This is a genomic window from Microbacterium sp., assembly GCF_047605725.1.
Lineage (GTDB): Bacteria > Actinomycetota > Actinomycetes > Actinomycetales > Microbacteriaceae > Microbacterium.
On record NZ_JASGFE010000027.1, the window covers coordinates 16,189 to 33,685 of the forward strand.

22 protein-coding genes and 1 pseudogene are annotated in these 17,497 nt (G+C 68.4%); 8 read left to right on the forward strand and 15 right to left on the reverse strand.

What is annotated here, in order from left to right; all coding sequences use genetic code 11:
• Window positions 1-26 precede the first annotated feature (26 nt).
• From QM641_RS07565 to QM641_RS07575, 3 genes are all read right to left on the reverse strand, one after another.
• The gene (locus tag QM641_RS07565; RefSeq protein ID WP_415115060.1) at window positions 27-755 is read right to left on the reverse strand and encodes a hypothetical protein; all 729 of its coding nucleotides are present in this window, start codon (window positions 753-755) and stop codon (window positions 27-29) included.
• Window positions 752-1,687, reverse strand: coding sequence for an ATP-binding cassette domain-containing protein (locus QM641_RS07570; protein WP_415115062.1), 936 nt, complete (start codon window positions 1,685-1,687; stop codon window positions 752-754). Before QM641_RS07570 ends, QM641_RS07565 begins: the two co-directional genes overlap by 4 nt.
• A gap of 181 nt (window positions 1,688-1,868) precedes the next feature.
• Window positions 1,869-2,333 carry a MarR family winged helix-turn-helix transcriptional regulator gene (locus QM641_RS07575; RefSeq protein ID WP_415115064.1) on the reverse strand — a complete coding sequence of 155 codons (465 nt, stop codon included), beginning with the start codon at window positions 2,331-2,333 and terminating at the stop codon, window positions 1,869-1,871.
• A 74-nt stretch (window positions 2,334-2,407) separates the two neighbouring features.
• Here QM641_RS07575 and QM641_RS07580 point away from each other — a divergent pair, with 74 nt between their 5' ends.
• On the forward strand, window positions 2,408-3,121 hold the full coding sequence (locus tag QM641_RS07580) for a hypothetical protein (protein ID WP_415115066.1): 714 nt from the start codon (window positions 2,408-2,410) through the stop codon (window positions 3,119-3,121).
• Entirely contained in the window at window positions 3,118-3,939 is an 822-nt protein-coding gene (locus QM641_RS07585; RefSeq protein WP_415115068.1) for an SGNH/GDSL hydrolase family protein, read from the forward strand. The genes QM641_RS07580 and QM641_RS07585 overlap by 4 nt, the downstream gene beginning before the upstream one ends.
• Here the strand turns inward: QM641_RS07585 and QM641_RS07590 are convergent.
• A complete protein-coding gene (locus QM641_RS07590) occupies window positions 3,911-4,615 on the reverse strand; it encodes a winged helix-turn-helix transcriptional regulator (protein WP_415115070.1) in 705 nt (234 codons plus the stop codon). The genes QM641_RS07585 and QM641_RS07590 overlap by 29 nt on opposite strands.
• A gap of 104 nt (window positions 4,616-4,719) precedes the next feature.
• On the opposite strand from QM641_RS07590, the gene QM641_RS07595 reads away from it, so the two are divergent.
• Window positions 4,720-5,295: a dihydrofolate reductase family protein gene (locus QM641_RS07595; RefSeq protein ID WP_415115072.1), complete on the forward strand. Its 576-nt coding sequence runs from the start codon at window positions 4,720-4,722 to the stop codon at window positions 5,293-5,295.
• 36 nt (window positions 5,296-5,331) lie between these two features.
• Window positions 5,332-6,762 (forward strand): MFS transporter, encoded by a 1,431-nt coding sequence (locus QM641_RS07600; protein WP_415115074.1) that lies wholly within the window; start codon window positions 5,332-5,334, stop codon window positions 6,760-6,762.
• 110 nt (window positions 6,763-6,872) lie between these two features.
• On the opposite strand, the gene QM641_RS07605 is transcribed toward QM641_RS07600, so the two are convergent.
• The 9 genes from QM641_RS07605 to QM641_RS07645 form a co-directional block, all read right to left on the reverse strand.
• A complete protein-coding gene (locus QM641_RS07605) occupies window positions 6,873-7,505 on the reverse strand; it encodes a VanZ family protein (protein WP_415115076.1) in 633 nt (210 codons plus the stop codon).
• A 28-nt stretch (window positions 7,506-7,533) separates the two neighbouring features.
• Complete coding sequence (locus QM641_RS07610; RefSeq protein ID WP_415115078.1) at window positions 7,534-8,418, reverse strand: dihydrofolate reductase family protein; 885 nt, start codon at window positions 8,416-8,418, stop codon at window positions 7,534-7,536.
• A gap of 35 nt (window positions 8,419-8,453) precedes the next feature.
• Window positions 8,454-9,149 carry a dihydrofolate reductase family protein gene (locus QM641_RS07615; protein ID WP_415115080.1) on the reverse strand — a complete coding sequence of 232 codons (696 nt, stop codon included), beginning with the start codon at window positions 9,147-9,149 and terminating at the stop codon, window positions 8,454-8,456.
• A gap of 47 nt (window positions 9,150-9,196) precedes the next feature.
• On the reverse strand, window positions 9,197-9,883 hold the full coding sequence (locus QM641_RS07620) for a response regulator transcription factor (protein ID WP_415115082.1): 687 nt from the start codon (window positions 9,881-9,883) through the stop codon (window positions 9,197-9,199).
• Window positions 9,880-10,989, reverse strand: coding sequence for a sensor histidine kinase (locus QM641_RS07625; RefSeq protein ID WP_415115084.1), 1,110 nt, complete (start codon window positions 10,987-10,989; stop codon window positions 9,880-9,882). Before QM641_RS07625 ends, QM641_RS07620 begins: the two co-directional genes overlap by 4 nt.
• Window positions 10,986-11,774 carry an ABC transporter permease gene (locus tag QM641_RS07630; protein ID WP_415115086.1) on the reverse strand — a complete coding sequence of 263 codons (789 nt, stop codon included), beginning with the start codon at window positions 11,772-11,774 and terminating at the stop codon, window positions 10,986-10,988. The genes QM641_RS07625 and QM641_RS07630 overlap by 4 nt, the downstream gene beginning before the upstream one ends.
• Window positions 11,771-12,769 carry an ABC transporter ATP-binding protein gene (locus QM641_RS07635; RefSeq protein ID WP_415115088.1) on the reverse strand — a complete coding sequence of 333 codons (999 nt, stop codon included), beginning with the start codon at window positions 12,767-12,769 and terminating at the stop codon, window positions 11,771-11,773. Before QM641_RS07635 ends, QM641_RS07630 begins: the two co-directional genes overlap by 4 nt.
• A gap of 188 nt (window positions 12,770-12,957) precedes the next feature.
• Window positions 12,958-13,569, reverse strand: a complete 612-nt coding sequence (locus tag QM641_RS07640; RefSeq protein ID WP_415115090.1) for a TetR/AcrR family transcriptional regulator — start codon at window positions 13,567-13,569, stop codon at window positions 12,958-12,960.
• Window positions 13,570-13,638: 69 nt separating this feature from the next.
• Window positions 13,639-14,175, reverse strand: coding sequence for a GNAT family N-acetyltransferase (locus QM641_RS07645; RefSeq protein ID WP_415115092.1), 537 nt, complete (start codon window positions 14,173-14,175; stop codon window positions 13,639-13,641).
• Window positions 14,176-14,259: 84 nt separating this feature from the next.
• Here QM641_RS07645 and QM641_RS07650 point away from each other — a divergent pair, with 84 nt between their 5' ends.
• Entirely contained in the window at window positions 14,260-14,850 is a 591-nt protein-coding gene (locus tag QM641_RS07650) for a hypothetical protein (RefSeq protein WP_415115094.1), read from the forward strand.
• Window positions 14,847-15,509 carry a dihydrofolate reductase family protein gene (locus tag QM641_RS07655; RefSeq protein WP_415115096.1) on the forward strand — a complete coding sequence of 221 codons (663 nt, stop codon included), beginning with the start codon at window positions 14,847-14,849 and terminating at the stop codon, window positions 15,507-15,509. Before QM641_RS07650 ends, QM641_RS07655 begins: the two co-directional genes overlap by 4 nt.
• Before the next feature lie 86 nt (window positions 15,510-15,595).
• Here QM641_RS07655 and QM641_RS07660 read toward each other — a convergent pair whose 3' ends face one another.
• Together QM641_RS07660 and QM641_RS07665 are read right to left on the reverse strand one after the other, a co-directional pair.
• The gene (locus QM641_RS07660) at window positions 15,596-15,787 is read right to left on the reverse strand and encodes a hypothetical protein (protein ID WP_415115098.1); all 192 of its coding nucleotides are present in this window, start codon (window positions 15,785-15,787) and stop codon (window positions 15,596-15,598) included.
• Entirely contained in the window at window positions 15,780-15,974 is a 195-nt protein-coding gene (locus QM641_RS07665; RefSeq protein ID WP_415115100.1) for an antitoxin VbhA family protein, read from the reverse strand. The genes QM641_RS07660 and QM641_RS07665 overlap by 8 nt, the downstream gene beginning before the upstream one ends.
• Before the next feature lie 253 nt (window positions 15,975-16,227).
• Between QM641_RS07665 and QM641_RS07670 the strand changes: the two are divergent.
• Window positions 16,228-16,381, forward strand: a pseudogene (locus tag QM641_RS07670) (IS5/IS1182 family transposase); the annotation flags it as partial.
• A gap of 382 nt (window positions 16,382-16,763) precedes the next feature.
• Window positions 16,764-17,036 carry a hypothetical protein gene (locus QM641_RS07675; protein WP_415115102.1) on the forward strand — a complete coding sequence of 91 codons (273 nt, stop codon included), beginning with the start codon at window positions 16,764-16,766 and terminating at the stop codon, window positions 17,034-17,036.
• The last annotated feature ends 461 nt before the right edge of the window (window positions 17,037-17,497 follow it).

The window sequence follows — 17,497 nt, forward strand, 5'->3', positions numbered from 1 at the left end:
TCCTCACCACGGGTCTCCCCGAGGACTCACGCATCACGACGCTGCAGCAGCACGGATGCGATCATGTATGTCGCGGCTGCCCACGCGGCCACGACCGATATGCCGACGAAGGCTGGGTAGTCGGCGTTGTCCGCCGTGACGAACGCCGCGGCACCTCCGGCGGGCGTCCACCTGCTCACCGAGGGGGGCAGCGCCAGCATCCCGACCAGCATGACGAGACTGACCGCGAGGGTACCGACAGCGCTGCGGACGATGACGCCGATCGCGATCACCAGGATCGCTGTGACGGCGAACAGCACGCCCACGCGCAGCGCAGTAACAACCGCTGGCTCTCGCAGAGCGGCGGTGTGTCCTTCCAGTGCGAGCAGCCCCGCCGCCAGCCCCAGTGCCCCGACGATCGTGCCACTGAGCAGGCCGACCATGATGCTGATCACGGTCTTGCCCGCGAGGACGATCGCGCGGCGCGGCTGCGCCTGAAACGTCGAATGGATGCTGCCGCTGGAGTATTCAGCGGTGATCGTGACCATCGCGAACGCGGCGAACGTAAGATTGCCGAACTGCACCGCGGGTCCGAGCACATCGGCAACGCCTGCCACCGCCCCCAGCGGCTGCTCACCGATGTCGATCCCGCGCACGAAGTCATTTCCGAGCGAGAGCGCGGTGATCACCACGATGACCAGGGTGGCGGCCAGACACAGGATGGGCGAGAGGAGGGAGAACGTCTTGCCCCACTCCGCCCGCAACGCGCTGATCACCGCGCCTCACCGCCTTCCTGCTCTCCCGGCACCCGGAATTCGAACTCGTCCTCCACAATCCGCAGGTAGCCGTCTTCCAACGTCGCGGGGGTGGCCGACAGCGTATGCACCCGCACCCCGTGCTCGAACGCCGCGTCGCCGATGGCGTCCGCGGTCCCACCCGTGATGGCGAACGATCCTCGCCCAGTCTGCTCGACCGACATTCCCGATCTCTGAAGGGTCCGTACAAGTGAGGAGACAACTCCCGTGTCCGGTGTGCGCAGAACGACGACGTCCGCGACCGAGGTGACCAGATCGTCGGTCGTGCAGTCGGCGAGGAGGCGGCCCTTGCCGAGGACGATCACGCGGTCGACGGTCTGGTGCATCTCCGCCATGAGGTGGCTGGAGACCAGCACAGTTCGCCCCTCGGATGCGAACGACTTCAGCAGTGATCTGATCCAACGGACGCCATCGATGTCGAGCCCGTTCATCGGCTCATCGAGAACGAGCACCTCGGGATCGCCCAGCAGCGCCGCGGCGATTCCGAGTCGCTGCCCCATGCCGAGCGAGAAGCTCCCAGCCCGCCGCCGCACGACGGATCCCAGCCCGACGATATCGATCACGTCGCTGACACGGCGGGCGGGAATCCCGGCGTACCGGGCCAACCCGAGAAGGTGCGCCCGCGCGCTGCGCCTCGGATGACAGGAGCGCGCGTCGAGGTGAGCGCCGACCTTGTGCAGCGGATGACGCAGCTGCGCGTAGGGTGCCCCGTCGATCGTCACGCTGCCGTGTGTCGGATGGTCCAATCCCAGCAGCAGCCGCATCGCGGTCGACTTGCCGGCACCGTTTGGGCCGAGTAATCCTGTCACATGGCCGCTGCGCACCTCCACGGACAGCGCGTCCAGGGCCGTCCGCGCTCCGTAGCGCTTCGTCACCGTGTCGAATGAGATCACCCTTCAATGCTCTCCACGCCACCCGTGCCTTCGCCACTGACGAAGGTAAGGACTTCGCCACGTTCGGCGAGCACCACCCACGAGCGCGTTCGCACCTCTGACCACGGTCGGATGCAGATCTCTGCCCCCGGCCGGGTGCGGACCTCGGGATGCCGATGGTTCTCTCGATGTCATGGCATGTTCAACCCCGGCCCCGGGTGTCGCGATGGATCTCGCGGCTGAGTCCTCGGGATGCGGCGATCGCGGCGAGACTGGTGGCGAGCCGCTCCAGGTCACCTTCGTCGAGGCCTTGCGTGAAGGCCGCCTCATGGGCCTCGGCGATGGGACGCAGTGCCGCGAGGAGACGCTCACCGTCGGCGGTGAGGTGTACTTCGTGACTGCGACGGTCTGTCGCACTGCGTCGCCGTTCGACGTGCCCGGCACGTTCGAGCCGGTCCAGTACCGCGACGACCCGGCTCGGCCCGACGCCGAGCTGCTCGCTCGCCGCCTTCTGGCTGATCCCGGGGTTGCGTCCGATCAGGCGCAGCAGGCCGGCCTCGGACGCGGTGATGCCCAGCGGCGCGAGCGCCTCCTCGAAGGCGGCGGAGGCGTCTGCGCCGAGCTGGGCGAGCAGGAAGGCGATGCGACGCGGACGGAGACCGTTCATACCATCCACAATAACTCACTTGCAGAATCATTCATAGTGTGTACTATCGCTTCTATGAATGAAAGGAGCTCCCGATGAGCACTCACACCACCGCCCCGGCCCGCGCGGCCGGCGGTCCCCACCCCGGCATCCTCGGCCTTGCCTCCCTCGGCCTGCTGATCGGCAGCCTGATCTCGATGGCGGTGCTCTCCGGCGGCGGCACCATCACCTCCCCCTTCGGCGACACCGACACCGTCGCCGGATTCTTCGCCGACCACGGCTTCGCCGTCCGATTCGCGGCGATGCTGCAGCTGGGCTCGTCCATCCCGCTCGGGCTCTACGCCGCCACGATGTACGCCCGCCAGCTGCGACTCGGCATCCGCGTGCCCGGCCCGAACATCGGACTGTTCGGCGGCACGGCCGCGGCGATACTGCTCGCGGTCTCCGCGATCGTCACCTGGACCCAGAGCCAGCCGGTCGTGAGCGCCGACCCGGAGCTCACCCACGCGCTCGCCTACGTGAGCTTCGCCGCCGGCGGGTTCGCGCACGTCCTCGGGCTCGGGCTCTTGGTGGCCGGCATCGCCGTCCCTGCCCTGTTGCTGCGACTGATCCCGACGTGGTTCGCGTGGATCGGGCTCGTGATCGCGGTGCTCGCTGAGCTGAGCTTCCTGAGCATGGTGCTCGAGCCGCTGCAGTTCCTCATCCCGATCGGACGGTTCGGGTCGTTGATCTGGCTCGTCGTCGCCGGGTTCCTGCTCCCCAAGACCCGCCATACCGAATCCCGCCCGGCCCAGGGAGCACTGGCATGAACAGCACAAGGCCCTACGCACCGCAGGCGGCAGCGCAACTGCAGTACGTGCACCTGGAGAAGCTCTACGGCTACCTCCCCGGGCTGGCCGCATCGCTGCCGGCGATATTCGGTGTGAGCACCGAGGAGTACGCGGCTATCCGAGACCGATTCAACGCCCAGGCCCTCGCCGCCGCGCAGGACCTGCTCACGAACACCGCGTTCTCCGACCAGGTCTCAAGGCTCCCGTTCCCGCGCGGCGCCCGCATCCTCGCCGTCGGCGACTCCATCACCGACGACCTGCAGTCCTGGGCCGAGATCCTCCGCCACGTCCTCGCCATCGCCCGGCCCGACGACGAGCTCACCGTCGTGAACGCCGGCCTCTCCGCGCACGCCACCGCGATGATCCTGCGCCGCTGGCCGTCCCTGCTGCACCCCGCACCGGACTGGATCATCTGCGGGCTCGGCGGCAACGACGTCACCCGCATCGCCGGCGGCAAACCTCAGGTCACCCTCGCCGAGAGCATCGCCAACCTCCGCGAGCTGCGTCGCATCGCTGCCGAACGCACCGAGGCGCGCTGGGTCTGGCTCACCCCGGTCCCCGTGGACGAGGAACGCGCGGCCGCCGACCCCGGGTTCCGCTACGGCTCCAGCAGTTGGCGGAACACCGACATCGCCGCCCTCGCCGACGCGGTCAGAGCCTTCGACGAGCCCGTCGTCGACCTCTTCGACGTGTTCGGCATCCCCGCCAACCCGGATCTGCAGGGTCCGGACGGCGTCCACCCCTCCCTCGTCGGCCAACAACGCATCGTCACGGCACTGGTCGAGACGCTTCGCTGACCCCATGAGTGCCTGCTACCGGGGCCGGACTGTAGGGGACGATGAAGATCGACACGAAGTCCGTGAGCAGGTCGGGGTCGCCCTCGACCGTGAGCAGGTTCTCGGCGAGCGCGGTCGCCGGATCCAAGACGCCGGCCAGCAGATCGCGCAATCCCGGACCGCCGGTGATCACGAGGTCGGCACCGGGATGCTCCCCCGCACCGACCTCGACGGTACCGTCGCCGGTGACGGCGTGGGCGGCGACATCCCCTACTCTGACGGTGAAGGCCAGCCGGCGACGCGGCGGGATTCCGCCGTCCGCCGCGACCCGCAGCGCGGAGACCAGCGACGCCTCAGTGACGATCTCGCCCTCCCGCGGCTCGCGCATCTCGGCCGCACCCCAGCGCGAGAGGGCATCGAGTGCCGGCTGCAGTGCAGCGCCACGGTCGGTGAGGGCGTACACGATCGAGCGATCCGCGCCGCTACGCGCCTCACGCACCACGAGCCCGTCCTGCTCCAGCTCCTTCAGACGCGTGGACAGCAGGTTGGAGGGGATGCCGGGAAGCCCGGCCGCGAGGTCGGAGTAGCGTCGCGGGCCCACGAGCAGGTCGCGCAGGATCAGCAGCGTCCACCGCTGCCCCACCACCTCGGCGGCGCGCGCCAGACCGCAGAACTGTCCGTACTCCCGGTTTCGCATGCAGCAAGACTAGCACTTGACTTCATTTGCTCATGCATGCTTTACTTTTTGAAGTGATACACGACGGGTCGCCCGACTCGCATCGCCGAAGGGAGCCACCGCTCATGGAACTCATGGTCGACTACATCGCCTCGCTCGACGGCTACGGCGCCGCCGAGGGCTGGCCCGGCTGGTGGGGGCTGGAAGGCCCCGAATACCTGGCATGGCTGGGCGAGGACGCGAAGAACCAGAGCACGCTGCTCATGGGCGCGAACACGTACCGGCTCATGCACAGCTTCGCACCACCCACCGAGGCCGACGACGAGCTGGGCAGGATGCAGAAGATCGTCTTCTCGAACACGCTCGAGGAGCCCCTCGAGTGGGCGAACTCGCGTCTGATCCGCGGTGACGCGGTCGAAGCGGTGCGCGAGCTCAAGGAGACCAGTGAGCACCCGCTGTCGACAATCGGCAGCCTCTCGCTGGCGCGATCTCTGCTGGCTGCGGGGCTCGTCGACCGGTTCCGCGTCGTCATCTTCCCGGTCATCACCGGAAAGACGGGGCAGGAGCGCATCTACGACGGCTACCCCGATGTCGCCCTCGACCTCATCGAGAGCCGCACCTTCGACGGCGGCATCCAACTGCTCGACTACCGCCCGCGCCTGCTCGATGCGCCCCTGCCGCCCGGTCCCGGCAGCGTCTGAGCCCTACCCCGACACGGCTGAGGAGCGCCGATCACGATGAGCAGCACCCAGGCAGAGCCGACACCCGCTGCGCTGCCCGTTGACGGGTTCCGAACCTTCGTGCAGGTGCTCGCGAACACCGCAGTCGCCAACGTCACGACGAGCTTCCTGTGGTTCGCGCTGACGTTCTGGGCGTACGCCGAGACGCGCAACGTGATCGTCGCCGGCGCCGTGGCCGCCTCGTACATGCTGTTCGTCTCGTTGTTCAGCATGTTCTTCGGCACACTGGTGGACCGGTTCCGCAAGAAGGCGGTCATGGTCTGGGCGACCCTGGTCGCGCTCATCGTCTTCGCTCTCGATGCGGCGCTCTTCTTCGCCGTCGGCGAGGCCGCGATCATCGATCTCGGCCGGCCCTGGTTCTGGATCTTCGCCGTCGTTCTGCTGGCCGGCGCCGTGGTCGAACAGCTGCGGGGGATCGCGTTGTCGACCACCGTGACGCTCCTCGTGCCCGACGAGCGTCGGGCGAACGCGAACGGCCTGGTCGGCACCGTGCAGGGCGTCGGCATGATCGTCACCAGCGTCTTCAGCGGACTCTCGGTCGGCTTCCTCGGAATGGGGTGGACGCTCATCATCGGGATCTGCGCACTCGCCCTCACGCTCGTCCACCTGCTGGTGCTGCGCATCCCGGAGCGGCGTGTCGTCGCTGCCGAGCAGGTGACCCGGTGGGTGGACGTGCGCGGCGGCTGGCTCGCTGTCCGCGCCGTACCGGGCCTGCTCGCCCTCGTGCTGTTCACCACCCTGAACAACCTCTTCGGCGGCGTCGCGATGACGGTCATGGACCCGTACGGCATCGAGCTGTTCGGGGTGCAGGGCTGGGGCATCTGGTTCGCCGTCATGTCGACCGGATTCATCGTGGGAGGAGCCATCGTCGCCGCGAGGGGGCTCGGCAAGAACCCCATCCGCACCATGCTGCTGCTGTCCGCCGCGATCGGCATCGCCGGCGCACTCAGCACCATCCGCGAACACGGCTGGGTGTACATCGTCGGAGTGTGGGTGTTCATGGCGATGATCCCCGCCGTCGAGGCGGCCGAGCAGACGGTCATCCAGCGGGTCGTCCCCTACGAGAAGCAGGGGCGTGTGTTCGGCTTCGCCAACACCTTCGAGGCTGCCGCCGCACCCGTCACGGCACTGCTGATCGCCCCGCTCGCCGAGCTCTGGATCATCCCGTCGCTGCGCACCGAACAGGGTCTGCGACTGTGGGCGCCGCTGCTCGGCACCGGGAACAATCGCGGCATCGCCCTCATCCTTCTCCTCGCGGGCATCGCATGCGCGCTCCTCGCCGCCATCGCTATGCGCACCCCGCAGTACCGGCTGCTGTCGTACCGCTATGCGGCCGCCGGCGAACAGGCCAGCATCGATCACGACGGAGACCCGACCACGGCGAGCACCCGCTCCCGCTCCGCCGGGCGCGGGGAGGACCGATCGTGACCGAAGGCCGCAGCACCTCTCGCCGAGCCCGGCGTGCTCGCGCTGACGTATGACCGTCGCGGGCCTCGGCGAGGCGCTGCCGGGCGGCCGGCTCACCCTTCTTGCGACGATCAGGAAGGGTCGAGCGGGACGTCCTGCAACACATAGTCGAGCGGCGAGACGAAGAAGCCGACGCAGGCGAGCAGGGCGAGTGCCGTTCCGACGAGGCAGATTCGCGTCGCGACGGCAGTCCTTAGTCTGTCGGCGCGCTGCAGGATGACGACAGTCACGACTCCCGCGATGCCCCCGACGGTGTTCGACATGACGTCAGTGACGTCGGTGCTGCCGGCCCTGAGAACGTACTGACCGGCCTCCAGGATCAGGCTCGCCGCGGCGATGGTTCCTGTGTGCTTCCAGAGCGGCCAGGACGGGATGAGCAGGCTCAGGTACATCCCGAAGGGCAGGAAGAGCAGGATGTTGGCCGCGACCTCCAGTGGATCGCTGGCGCCGTCTGGACCGCTGGCCACGACCGGCACCAGCTTGATGTGACGCAGACCGTTCTCGCCGATGAAGGGAGTCTCGAGTTTCCACACGATGGCCCAGGTCAGAAGCGCGAGGTAGACGACGAACAGGCCGACGAGCAGCCGGCGTTCTCCAGGGCGCGCCGACTCCGAGGAGACAGTCTGCTTTCGCTGCAAGATGGCGCTACTCATCCCACCAGCGAACCTGATGCGATGTTGCGCGAACGTATCGACTTCGCTCACCTGGATGCCGGCACGGCACATGCCTGGTTCAGGACAACGACCGGTAGCGAACCCTCGCCGTGGAGGCCGGGTCGCCCTCCAGTGGAGTGAGCCGAACTGGCGCAGCACCGGGCTTGCTGTAGAGCCGGATGCCGTCCCCCAGGAGGACGGGGGCGATGTGCAGGTCGATCTCGTCGATCAGGCCGAGGTCGATGAGCTGGGCGCCGATGCTCGGGGAGAAGACCATGATGTCCTTCCCTCCGGCGGCGGCCAGCGCCAGTTGAACGACCTCAGCCGGATCGCGATGCAGGAAGGTCACGTTCTCAGCGGGCTCCGCGTCTTCGGGGTGGTGCGTGAGGACGAAGATCGGCCCCTGCCAGGCGCCGCCCCAGGGGCTGTGTCCCACCGGCGAGTCCCACCCGTCGCGTCCGGCGATGATCGCGCCGGTGCCTTCGATGTAGCCCTCGATGACGCCTGGCTCCGCGCGGTATCCGCCGGCCATCCAGTCCATGCTGTGGTGCGGACCTGCGACGAAGCCGTCCAGAGACATCATGAAGCTCCACAGCACGCGGCCGCGGCGCGCTTGCGGCCGCTCCGTGTGCTCCGGCCGCTCCGTTTTGTCCTCCGGCGTCGGTGCGGCGGCCAGGGAGATGCTGTTGCCGTCGGGATCGAGGATGGTGACGTGCTGCACGCCATTGCCATAGGTTTCGATCGGCTGGTGCGCCATACCCGCCGCACGCCAGCGCGACAGGTAGGGCTCGAGGCTGGCCACGCCCAAGGTCACGAGACCGCCTCCGGCTCGCTGCTCGTCGGGGGCGACGAACAGCCAGGTGGTCTCGGTGACCTGCCACATGGCCTCATCGCCGATGATCTCATCGGGAGATCGCGCGAAGAATGCCGCGTACCAGTCGATCGCCGCGGCGAGGTCGCGCACCGGAAGCCCCGCGAAGATCTGCGTCTCGGTGCCCATCAGAGCGTGTCCCCTGCTGGCCGCCAGGGAGCCGTGCCGGGAGCCTCGGAGACCGCTCGGCTGAATGTGAGGTGCACCGTGCCGCTCTCGGCCGCCTCGGTCGTCACGTCGTAGCGTGCCTCGAGTCCGCGGAGCCCATCCCACAGTCGCACGCCACCGCCGAGCAGAATCGGCGCGACAGCGACGTGGAGCCTGTCGATGAGCCCCGCTCCGAGAAACTCGCGGACGACGGTGGGCCCTCCCCCGATCCGCACATCACGACCCTCTGCTGCCTCCGCGGCCAGTCCGAGCACCTCCGCGGGCGTGGCCGAGAGGAAGCGGAACGCGTTTCCGCCGTCCAGCGTCAGTTCCGGGCGCCGCTCGTGGGTGAGCACGAACACCGGCACGTGGAACGGAGGGTTCTCCCCCCAATAGCCCCGCCAGTCCGGGTCGTTCGGATGCAGGTCGAGGCCGAACATGCCCGCGCCCATGATCACGGCCCCGATCTCCCCGAAGTACGCACCCGCGTACTTGTCGTCGACCCCTGTGGTGCCGGCACCGGATGCGTCCCCGAGCACGCGTTCGCGGAAGGTCCGCGTCGCCGTGTAGGAGTCGACCAGGCGGAACCAGTCCTCGCCCAGCGGATCCTCGGGCGTGGGGTTCGGCGGGCTGCCGAACCCATCGATCGACAGGTTCAGATCGGCGTGCACTTTCATCGAGATCTCCCTTTCTGATGTTGGCCGAGTGGTACTGAATCGGGCGCTCACGCACCCTCGGGCTGCCGAGGGTCGCCGGGTTGGACGAGGCCGTGGTCGAACGCGAAGACGACGGCTGCGGCCCGGTCGCGCAGATCGAGCTTGGTGAAGATATGGGTGATGTGGGTCTTGACGGTGCCTTCGCCGAGGAAGAGGTCTGCGGCGATCTCGCTGTTCGACAGCCCGGCGCCGACGAGGGCGAGGACGTCCTTCTCGCGCGGAGTGAGCCGGTCGACCTCGTCACCCGGCCGCATCGGCGGACGACCCTCGCGGTACGTGGTCAGGACGCGGCCGGCGACGGCGGGATCGAGCCAGGCGCCGCCCTCGGCCAGGGTGCGGACGGCTCGCTGCAGATCTTCGGCTGGGGCGCCCTTGAGCAGGAACCCAGCGGCGCCGGCTCGCAGCGCACCTGCAAGAGTCTCGTCCTCATCGAAGGTGGTCAGCACCAACACGGGTGGCGCGTTGCCTGAGCGGGCGAGCGTACGCGTGGCGGTGATCCCGTCGACATGGGGCATCCGGATGTCCATCACGATGACATCGGGCGAGAGTCGGTCGACGGCATCCGCCACCTCGATCCCGGTGTCGAGCTCTCCGACGATGGTGAAGCCGTAGCGTTCGCGGAGGATGCCGCGAAGCCCGGTGCGGATGAGCTCTTGGTCGTCGACGACGAGCACGCGGATGTACGGCTCGGTCATGAGGGGATCACCGCCTCGACGAGCCATCCACCCGGGGCGGGTCCGGAGGAGAGCGTGCCGCCGACCGCGGCCAGGCGTTCATTCATGGCGGCGATTCCGGTGCCGGAGCGATGCTGCGCGGGTGTCGAGCAACAGTTGCGGACAGTGATTCTGGTGTGATCCGCCGTGGCGTCGATGCGGACGCCGATCGGCCCGCCGTTGCCGTGGCGGACCGCGTTGGTGAGGGACTCCTGCACCACCCGGTATGCGGTGAGGCTGCGGCTGGCGGTGACCCTGGCTGGTGTTCCCCGCACGTCGAGATGAACGTCGGCTCCCGCGTTGCGATAGGAGTCGACCAGATCCGGCACGTCCGCGATGCCGGGCGCGGGCGGTGCGACGTTGTTGTCGGTGCTGCGCATGAGTCCGACGGCGGCGCGCACGTCGTCGAGGCTGTCGCGCGTGGCGGTCTCGGCCTCGGCGAGCGCGGTGCGGGCGGCATCCAGGTCGTCGTCGAGGGCGAGGCGGGCGCTGCCGAGGTGCAGCAGCGCGACGGTGAGGCTGTGTCCGACGAAGTCATGCATCTCCCGGGCGATGCGGTGCCGCTCGTCGGTGCGGGCGCGCTCGGCGAGCTCGGCCTGGGCGGCATGCAGTCGCGCGACGAGCTCCCGTTGTCGGCGGACGAACACGAACGCTCCGCAGGTGAGGGCGACGCCGAACATCCACGTGACCCAGCCCGGCTCGCGGCTGACCACGGCCAGCATGACGGCGAACTCCGCCGCCAGCGCGGCGCCGACGGCGATGGCCCACCGGGTCGGGAGCACGAGTGCAGCCCAGCCGGCGATGACACACGCGCCGAACCAGCCGAGATTGCGCGGATCGCCCCAGCACGCCAGGGTGACACCGGCAGCCAGAACGGCGAGCCCAACGATGAGGGGCATTCCCTTCGCATCGCTCCAGACCAACGCTGCACTCGTCGCGATCGCCAGGGCGCAGAGGGCCACGGCGACCAGGGGTTCGCGGTGGGTCTGGACGGCACCGGCCGCGGTGAGGACGGTGATCGCCGTGGGCGCGGCGACGACGGGTGCTGCGCGCGCCAGTCGCGCTCGAATGCCGATCGGTGGTGTCATAGCCGGCTCCTGGGTGCGGCGAGCACGGTGGCTGCGATGGCGATGGCGGCGACGATCAGCAGCGGTACCGTGCCGTCGCCGAGGCCGAGCCAGGGGTCGCGGATGGCTTGGTTTGCGAGGGCGAGGGGTTGGTTCTCGGCGATCGTCCGCAGCACTGGGGGCATGACCGAGGTCGGCGGGCCGCCGACACCAAGGAGGAAGGACGGGAAGTACAGCAGGAGTCCCACGGCTTGCGCGGCGCGCGCGGTGGGCAGGAGCGTCCCGAGCAGAACGCCGATCGCGACGAAGGCGATCGAGGCGACCACGATCCCTGCTCCGGCGCGCAGCGGATCCTGCACGGGCGGAACGCCGTAGACAGGGGCGGCGACCAGCAGCAGCACGATCCCGGCGACCGCGATCGAGATGAGCCCCAGCCATGACTCGGCGTACAGGAACGACCAGCGGGAGAATCCGGCGGCGGTGAAGCGGCGCAGCACCCCCCGCTCACGGTAGGAGGCGATGTGCAGCGGCAGCATCACGAACCCCACGGCGCCGATCATCACCGTGAAGTAGGAGGCGATGTAGTAGTGAGCGGGGTTGATCGGGAAGCCGTGCGCCGGTTCGGTGCCGAACACACCGCCCAGGGTGAGCATGCACAGCACCGGAAACCCGACGGCGAAGATCAGCGTAAAGGGGTCGCGTGAGACCAGCCGCAGCTCCTGGGCGAGCAGCTTGCCGGTCACAGAGTGGCTCCGTGACTTCGGACCGTCGGCCCGGGCCGGTCGGGTGAGTACTGCGTTCGTCATCGTGCGCCTCCTATCGTCGCCACGTCGGCAGGTGTCTTGTCGGTCGTGTCGCCAGACGGGTCCGTGAGCAGCGTCAGCAGGGCGGATTCGAGATCCGGGATGTGCACGTCGAGGTCGGTGGGGATCGGATCAGGCCGGGCCGTGAGCCAGGCGCCGACGTGGGCGATGACGATGCGGCTGCCTCGGACGGTGATGGTGCTGCCGGCACGGGTCACCGACTGCACTTCGGGCATGCGGTTGAGCTGCTGCAGCGCCGCCGCCGCCGCATGGTCATCGGAGGCGGGAAGGGTGAAGCGGATGATCGCCTGGCCGGCGTGCCTGTCGATGAGCTCGGCGGGGCGGCCCTGGTCGAGAACCCGTCCGGCCCGCATCGCGATCACACGGTCGCACAGTGCTTCGGCCTCGCTGAGCTCGTGCGTGACCAGCAGCACGGTGACGCCGGTTTGGCGCAGTTGCTCGACAGCGGCCCAGACGCCTCGGCGGGCTGCGGGGTCGAGGCCCTGTGTGAGTTCATCGAGGATGACCAGCCGAGGTCGGTTCAGCAGGGCGAGCACCAGGAACAGCCGCTGCCGCTCGCCGCCGCTGAGACCGGCAAACGGGGCCCGGGCGCGGTGGGCGATCCCGAACTGCTCCATCAGGGTGGCCGGGTTCGTGGCATCCGGGCCCGCGAACAAGGCGACCGCTTCGGACACCCGCATCCGGTCAGGCAGACCCGAGTCCTGCAGCTGGCTGCCGATCTGCGACCGGACGCGCTGCGCTTCGCGGGTGGGGTCGAGGTCGAAGACGCGGATGGTGCCGGCATCCTGACGACGCAGGCCTTGGATGCACTCGACGGCGGTGGTCTTTCCGGCACCGTTCGCGCCGATCAGCCCGACGACCTCACCGGCCTGGATGTCCATGTCGAAGCTATCGAGGACGAGCTTGCCTCCGTAGGACTTCGACAGGCCTCGGACGCTCACGACGGCGTCGGCATCTCGCGGTGCTGGTTCGTTCATACCCACAAGCGAATCGTGGAGTCGTGGTGGTGCGCCTCTGCGCACGGGTAGAGATCCGGCTCTCCCCACGGCGAGACCGGCGGGGAGCACCGTGGCACGGTCACGCATCGGTGGCCTCCTTCGGCCGGGGCGTCAAGAGGTGACCTCGCAGCAAAGGGATCGTGACGAGCAAGCACGCTGTCAGAAGATCACCCGGAGAGGGATGCCATGACGGTCTCTCGCACGAGCGTGGGTGCGTCATCGGCCGTGATGTCGCCGCGGTGCACCGCGGCGGATGCCCCGTGAAGGATCGCCTGGATCATACTGATCTGCCACTCGATCGGCACATCTCCCCGGAACTCGCCCGCCGCGCGACCTCGCTCCAGCAGCCCCCGCGCGCGGGCAAAGGGCTCATCGTGAGCGCGGCGCATCTGCTCGGGTGACAGTGCCTGGGAAGCGGCGACCACGAGCGCACCGAAGCGATGCGTCAGATGCCAGGTGGCCTCCAAGAGCCGGCCGAGCGCATCGCTCGGGTCGCCGTCGAGGTCGACCCGCGCGAGCTCTTCCTCGGTGTGTGCGATCGCCCGCTCGGAGACCTCGCGGAGCAGGGTGGCCCGGGAGTCGAAGTGCCCGTAGAGGGTGATCCGGCCGACGCCGGCTTCTTCGGCGATCTCGTTCACGCTCGCGTCGGGGTTGACGGCCAGTAGCCGGGTGGCTGCGTCGATGATCGCCTCGATGTTCCGCAGCGCGTCGGCACGCTTGCGGCGCGTTGCCGTGCCGCCGTCGCCACGAGTGCTCGTTTCGGTATGACTGGAAGCCATCGACAACCTCCTAGCATGGACAGCGCTGTTCATGTTACTAGGTGATCTGCGGAGGCCCATTTCGACAGCTCACCGCTCCGGGCTCAGGAACCGGTGGCAGTCGACCGCGACCGCCCCGCCCGGGACGGGTGCCTGGTGCATGAAGGGGCCGTCGTCGATCCAGCCCTGCCGCTCATAGAAGCGCCGGGCGCTGGCGTTCCCGGTCGCCACCGCCAGCCAGGCCCGGCGGTGACCTCCCGCGATCACGACCTGTTCCGCTGCGGTGAGCAACGCCGCGCCGATGCCGGCGCCGCGCGCAACGCGGTCCAGGTAGAGCTGGTCCACCTGATCGCCGTCGATCGTCACGAATCCGGCGACCACGTCACGCCGAACGGCGACGAGCGTGTCGGCGAGGAGTTCATGGGCTCGTTCAGCGAACGAAGCGGGAGTGCGCGCGGCGACCAGGGCATCGGGAACATGGCCGAGGTGGGCGTCAGTCCACCCCTCCTGCCAGATGCGCGCGATGTCCACGGCGTCGGCTGTCACCGCCGGCCGGAGCTGGACGAGTGCGCCCTGTTTCCGGGTGGCCCCCTTGCCTGCAGCCTCGAAGCGACGCGGCGTCTGCATGCGATCGACCCTTCCGATCAACTCGAACATTGACGTACACTTTATCAAGTCGGACACCTGTGTTCAAGAAGAAGGAGTCTGGAGATGAATGCGACCATGACGCCGGAACGGCATCGCGGCCCGGCACGGCTCAGCCACCGGGGGCCGCGGTGGCGACGGACCTGGCCGGCAGTGCTTGCAGTGCTCGTCGCAGCGGCAACCGCGTACGGGCTGGACGACGGGCGAGATATCGCGGCCATCGTCGCGGCATCCGGGTTGGTGTACTTGGCGGCAGCAGCCACCGGGCGCCGATGGGCTGCGTGGGTCGCCTTCGGGGTCACGTTCACACTGATCGGGCTGGACAAGTTCGCTGGGCTCGACGCGACGCCGTGGATCCTCGCCCTGGCCGCGGCCCTCCTGGCAGTGGGCATTTTGGGTCGGCGCACTCGCCCGTGGTTGGCACTGCCGCTGCAGTCCGCCGCGATGCTCGTCCTGGGCGCGACCGCGCTGCTCGCCCTTCACACGGATGCGACCATCGGTGGCCTGCTGGTCGCCGCGGCGCTCCTCTCCCACGCTGCGTGGGACATCCACCACCACCGCACCGGACGAGTCGTGGATCACTCGTTCGCCCAGTTCTGCGCAGTGCTCGACATCCTCGTCGCGGCCTTCGTCGCGACCATCGCCCTGACCTCATGACCGCCATCGGCGCACCGCAGCGGCCCTGGACACGGATCGAGGCCGACTCCGGAGCGCTGCTGCGCCGCCCGACTCCTGTCGGCGCCTCGTGTTACGTTCCGGGCGTGCCCAGATCGATCTACTACACCGCGTCTACTTTGAACGGGTTCCTCGCGACCGAGGATGACTCGCTGGAGTGGCTGCTGAGCATCCCGCAAGAAGATGTCACCGGCGATATCGAGTCGTTCATCGCTGGTATCGGCGCCCTCGCTCTCGGCTCCGCGACCTATGAGTGGGTTCTGCGCACGGAGAACCCGCTCGAGCGACCGGAGAACTGGACGAGATGGTACGCGGACCGCCCGACGTTCGTCTTCACCAGCCGGGAGCTGCCCACCGTCCCGGGTGTCGACATCCGGTTCGTCCACGGTGACGTCGACGCCCACTGGGACGCCTTGGCGGCGGCCGCCGGCGATCATGATCTCTGGGTGATGGGCGGAGGAGACCTCGCGGGCCAGTTCGCCGACGCCGGCCATTTGGACGAACTGGTGATCACCATCGCCCCGACCACCCTGACCTCAGGAAAACCGTTGCTGCCCAGAAACATCGGCTGGGACCGTCTGACCCTGATGGGTGTTCGACAGCTCGGCCGATTCGCAGAGCTGCGCTACCGGGTCCGCTGATCTCCACCGCCGCTCTCGGCGCGACGCGCGCCAGAGAACTTGTCGGCGGGAAAGAGTGAAAGCTCTGCCTCTTCTCGCGCGGTGGTTCAGAGGTACAGTGCTTTGGCCCGTGCGACTTCGCCGCCGGTCGGCTGCGGTGGGTCGGCTGCGAGGCGCAGCGCGCGAATCGGGACGAGGTCGCCTTCGATCCGGTCGAGGCCGGCCTGGGTGCTGGCGCCGACGAGGATCTTCAGCACGCCCGTCGCTGGATCGAGATAGGGGTCGACGAAGTCAGGCAATCCCGTAGCGGGTGCGCACCCGGGCCTCGAGTTCGGCGAGGTCGATCTCGCCGGAAACGTACTTGTCAGCGTCAGCCTTGGTCGCCTCGCTGGTGGGGAGCCCTTCCATCTCGCCGGAGTGGATGGCTTCGGCGACCTGGCGCTCCCGCTCGGCTCGCTGAGCGGTGGTGATAGCCGTGATCGACATGATGCAACTCCTTCCGTCAGCGATGCATACGAGTTTACCGGGCAGGTCCGTGCGGCGGCCGGGTTTCCACAACGCCCATCGTGCTGAGCGTGCCCGATCCTCAGGCGACGTCCGCCTGTTCCTCCGCGCCGTGTCCTACCTGCGTGCCTCCACACCTCGCCAAGCCGCGAACGGCTTCGCTGGGGAAGGCCACCCGATCCCTGCCACCGCGAAGCGAACCGGCACCACGCGCACGAGTTCGGTGCGCTCGTCGCGTGAGCGCCGGGTCCCGCATGCGATCCCGGAGAGATCAGACCAGATCGCCCGCCGCAAGGCGAAAGGACGCGCGGGAGGCCGACCGCTACGACAAGCACGCCCGCACCTTCCTCGGTGGAGTCCTACTCGCAACCACCATCCTGCACATCAAGACACGTGGACGCTATGCGAACGGCCCGCGGGCAGGGCGTGAGCGTGAACGCGCCGGTTCGGGGTTCACCGGGGAACGGTGTGGGCGAAGACGCGCTGACAGCACCGCTTGGCAAGTTCCCTTGCGGCAAATAAACTTGTGACATGGAACCGGAGCCGATCATCCTCGACAGTGCCTACCGGCACGGTGTCACGGATGCGGTGATGCTCCATGCGCTCCGTTTCCCTGTCCGCCATTTCGTGCAAACGACTCGATGACAATGTTCATCGGCCCTCGATGAGACCGGCATCCTTGTAGAGGTCGGTGTGATCGAGTGGCACGGTGTCATCGCCATCGCGCACGCCATGCGCCCGGCCCGAACCAAGTATCTGAGGTGAACCACCATGACTCGACGCTCCATTGAAGACATCAAGGCCCGTGCCGACGAGTTCGCCGACGCCTTCGAGAACTACGACCCGAAGCCCGGCGACCAGGACGCACCCCTCCCGCCCACGATGGCGGTCAAGCTCGCCGCCTGGCGACGCGACGCCGCCGAGAAAGAGCTTGCCGACGCGGTACGAGCTGCGCGCGAGCAGCACCTGTCCTGGCGCGCAGTGGGCGAGGCGATCGGCACCAGCGGTGAAGCCGCCCGGCAGCGATACAGCGCCACGGCGTGACCAGCCCCCTACCACCGCGAAGCGAACCGGCACCACGCGCACGAGTTCGGTGCGCTCGTCGCGGCAGCGCCGGGTCCCGCATACGATCCCGGAGCGATCAGACCAGATCGCCCGCCGCAAGCCGAAAGGGCGCGCGGGAGGTCGACCGCTACGAAAAGCACGCCCGCACCTTCCTCGGCGGAGTCCTACCCGCAACCACCATCCTGCACATCAAGACACCTTAGGAGGCACGCTCTAGCTGCATAGAACATCTAGCCAACCAGGCGTTCTTCGAGCGCATCTACATCGGCGAGGAGGACGAACAGTCCGACGCGGTACTCGCCGAACCGTTCACCGCTCTCGCGCCAACGGATGTTTCGCATGTCGCCGGTTCTACTAAGAGGTCGCGCGGATAGGTCATGGTCGGCGGGCGGGTCGGTCGTCCCAGCGGTAGCGGGTCCAGGCTTCGGCGATGAGGCGCC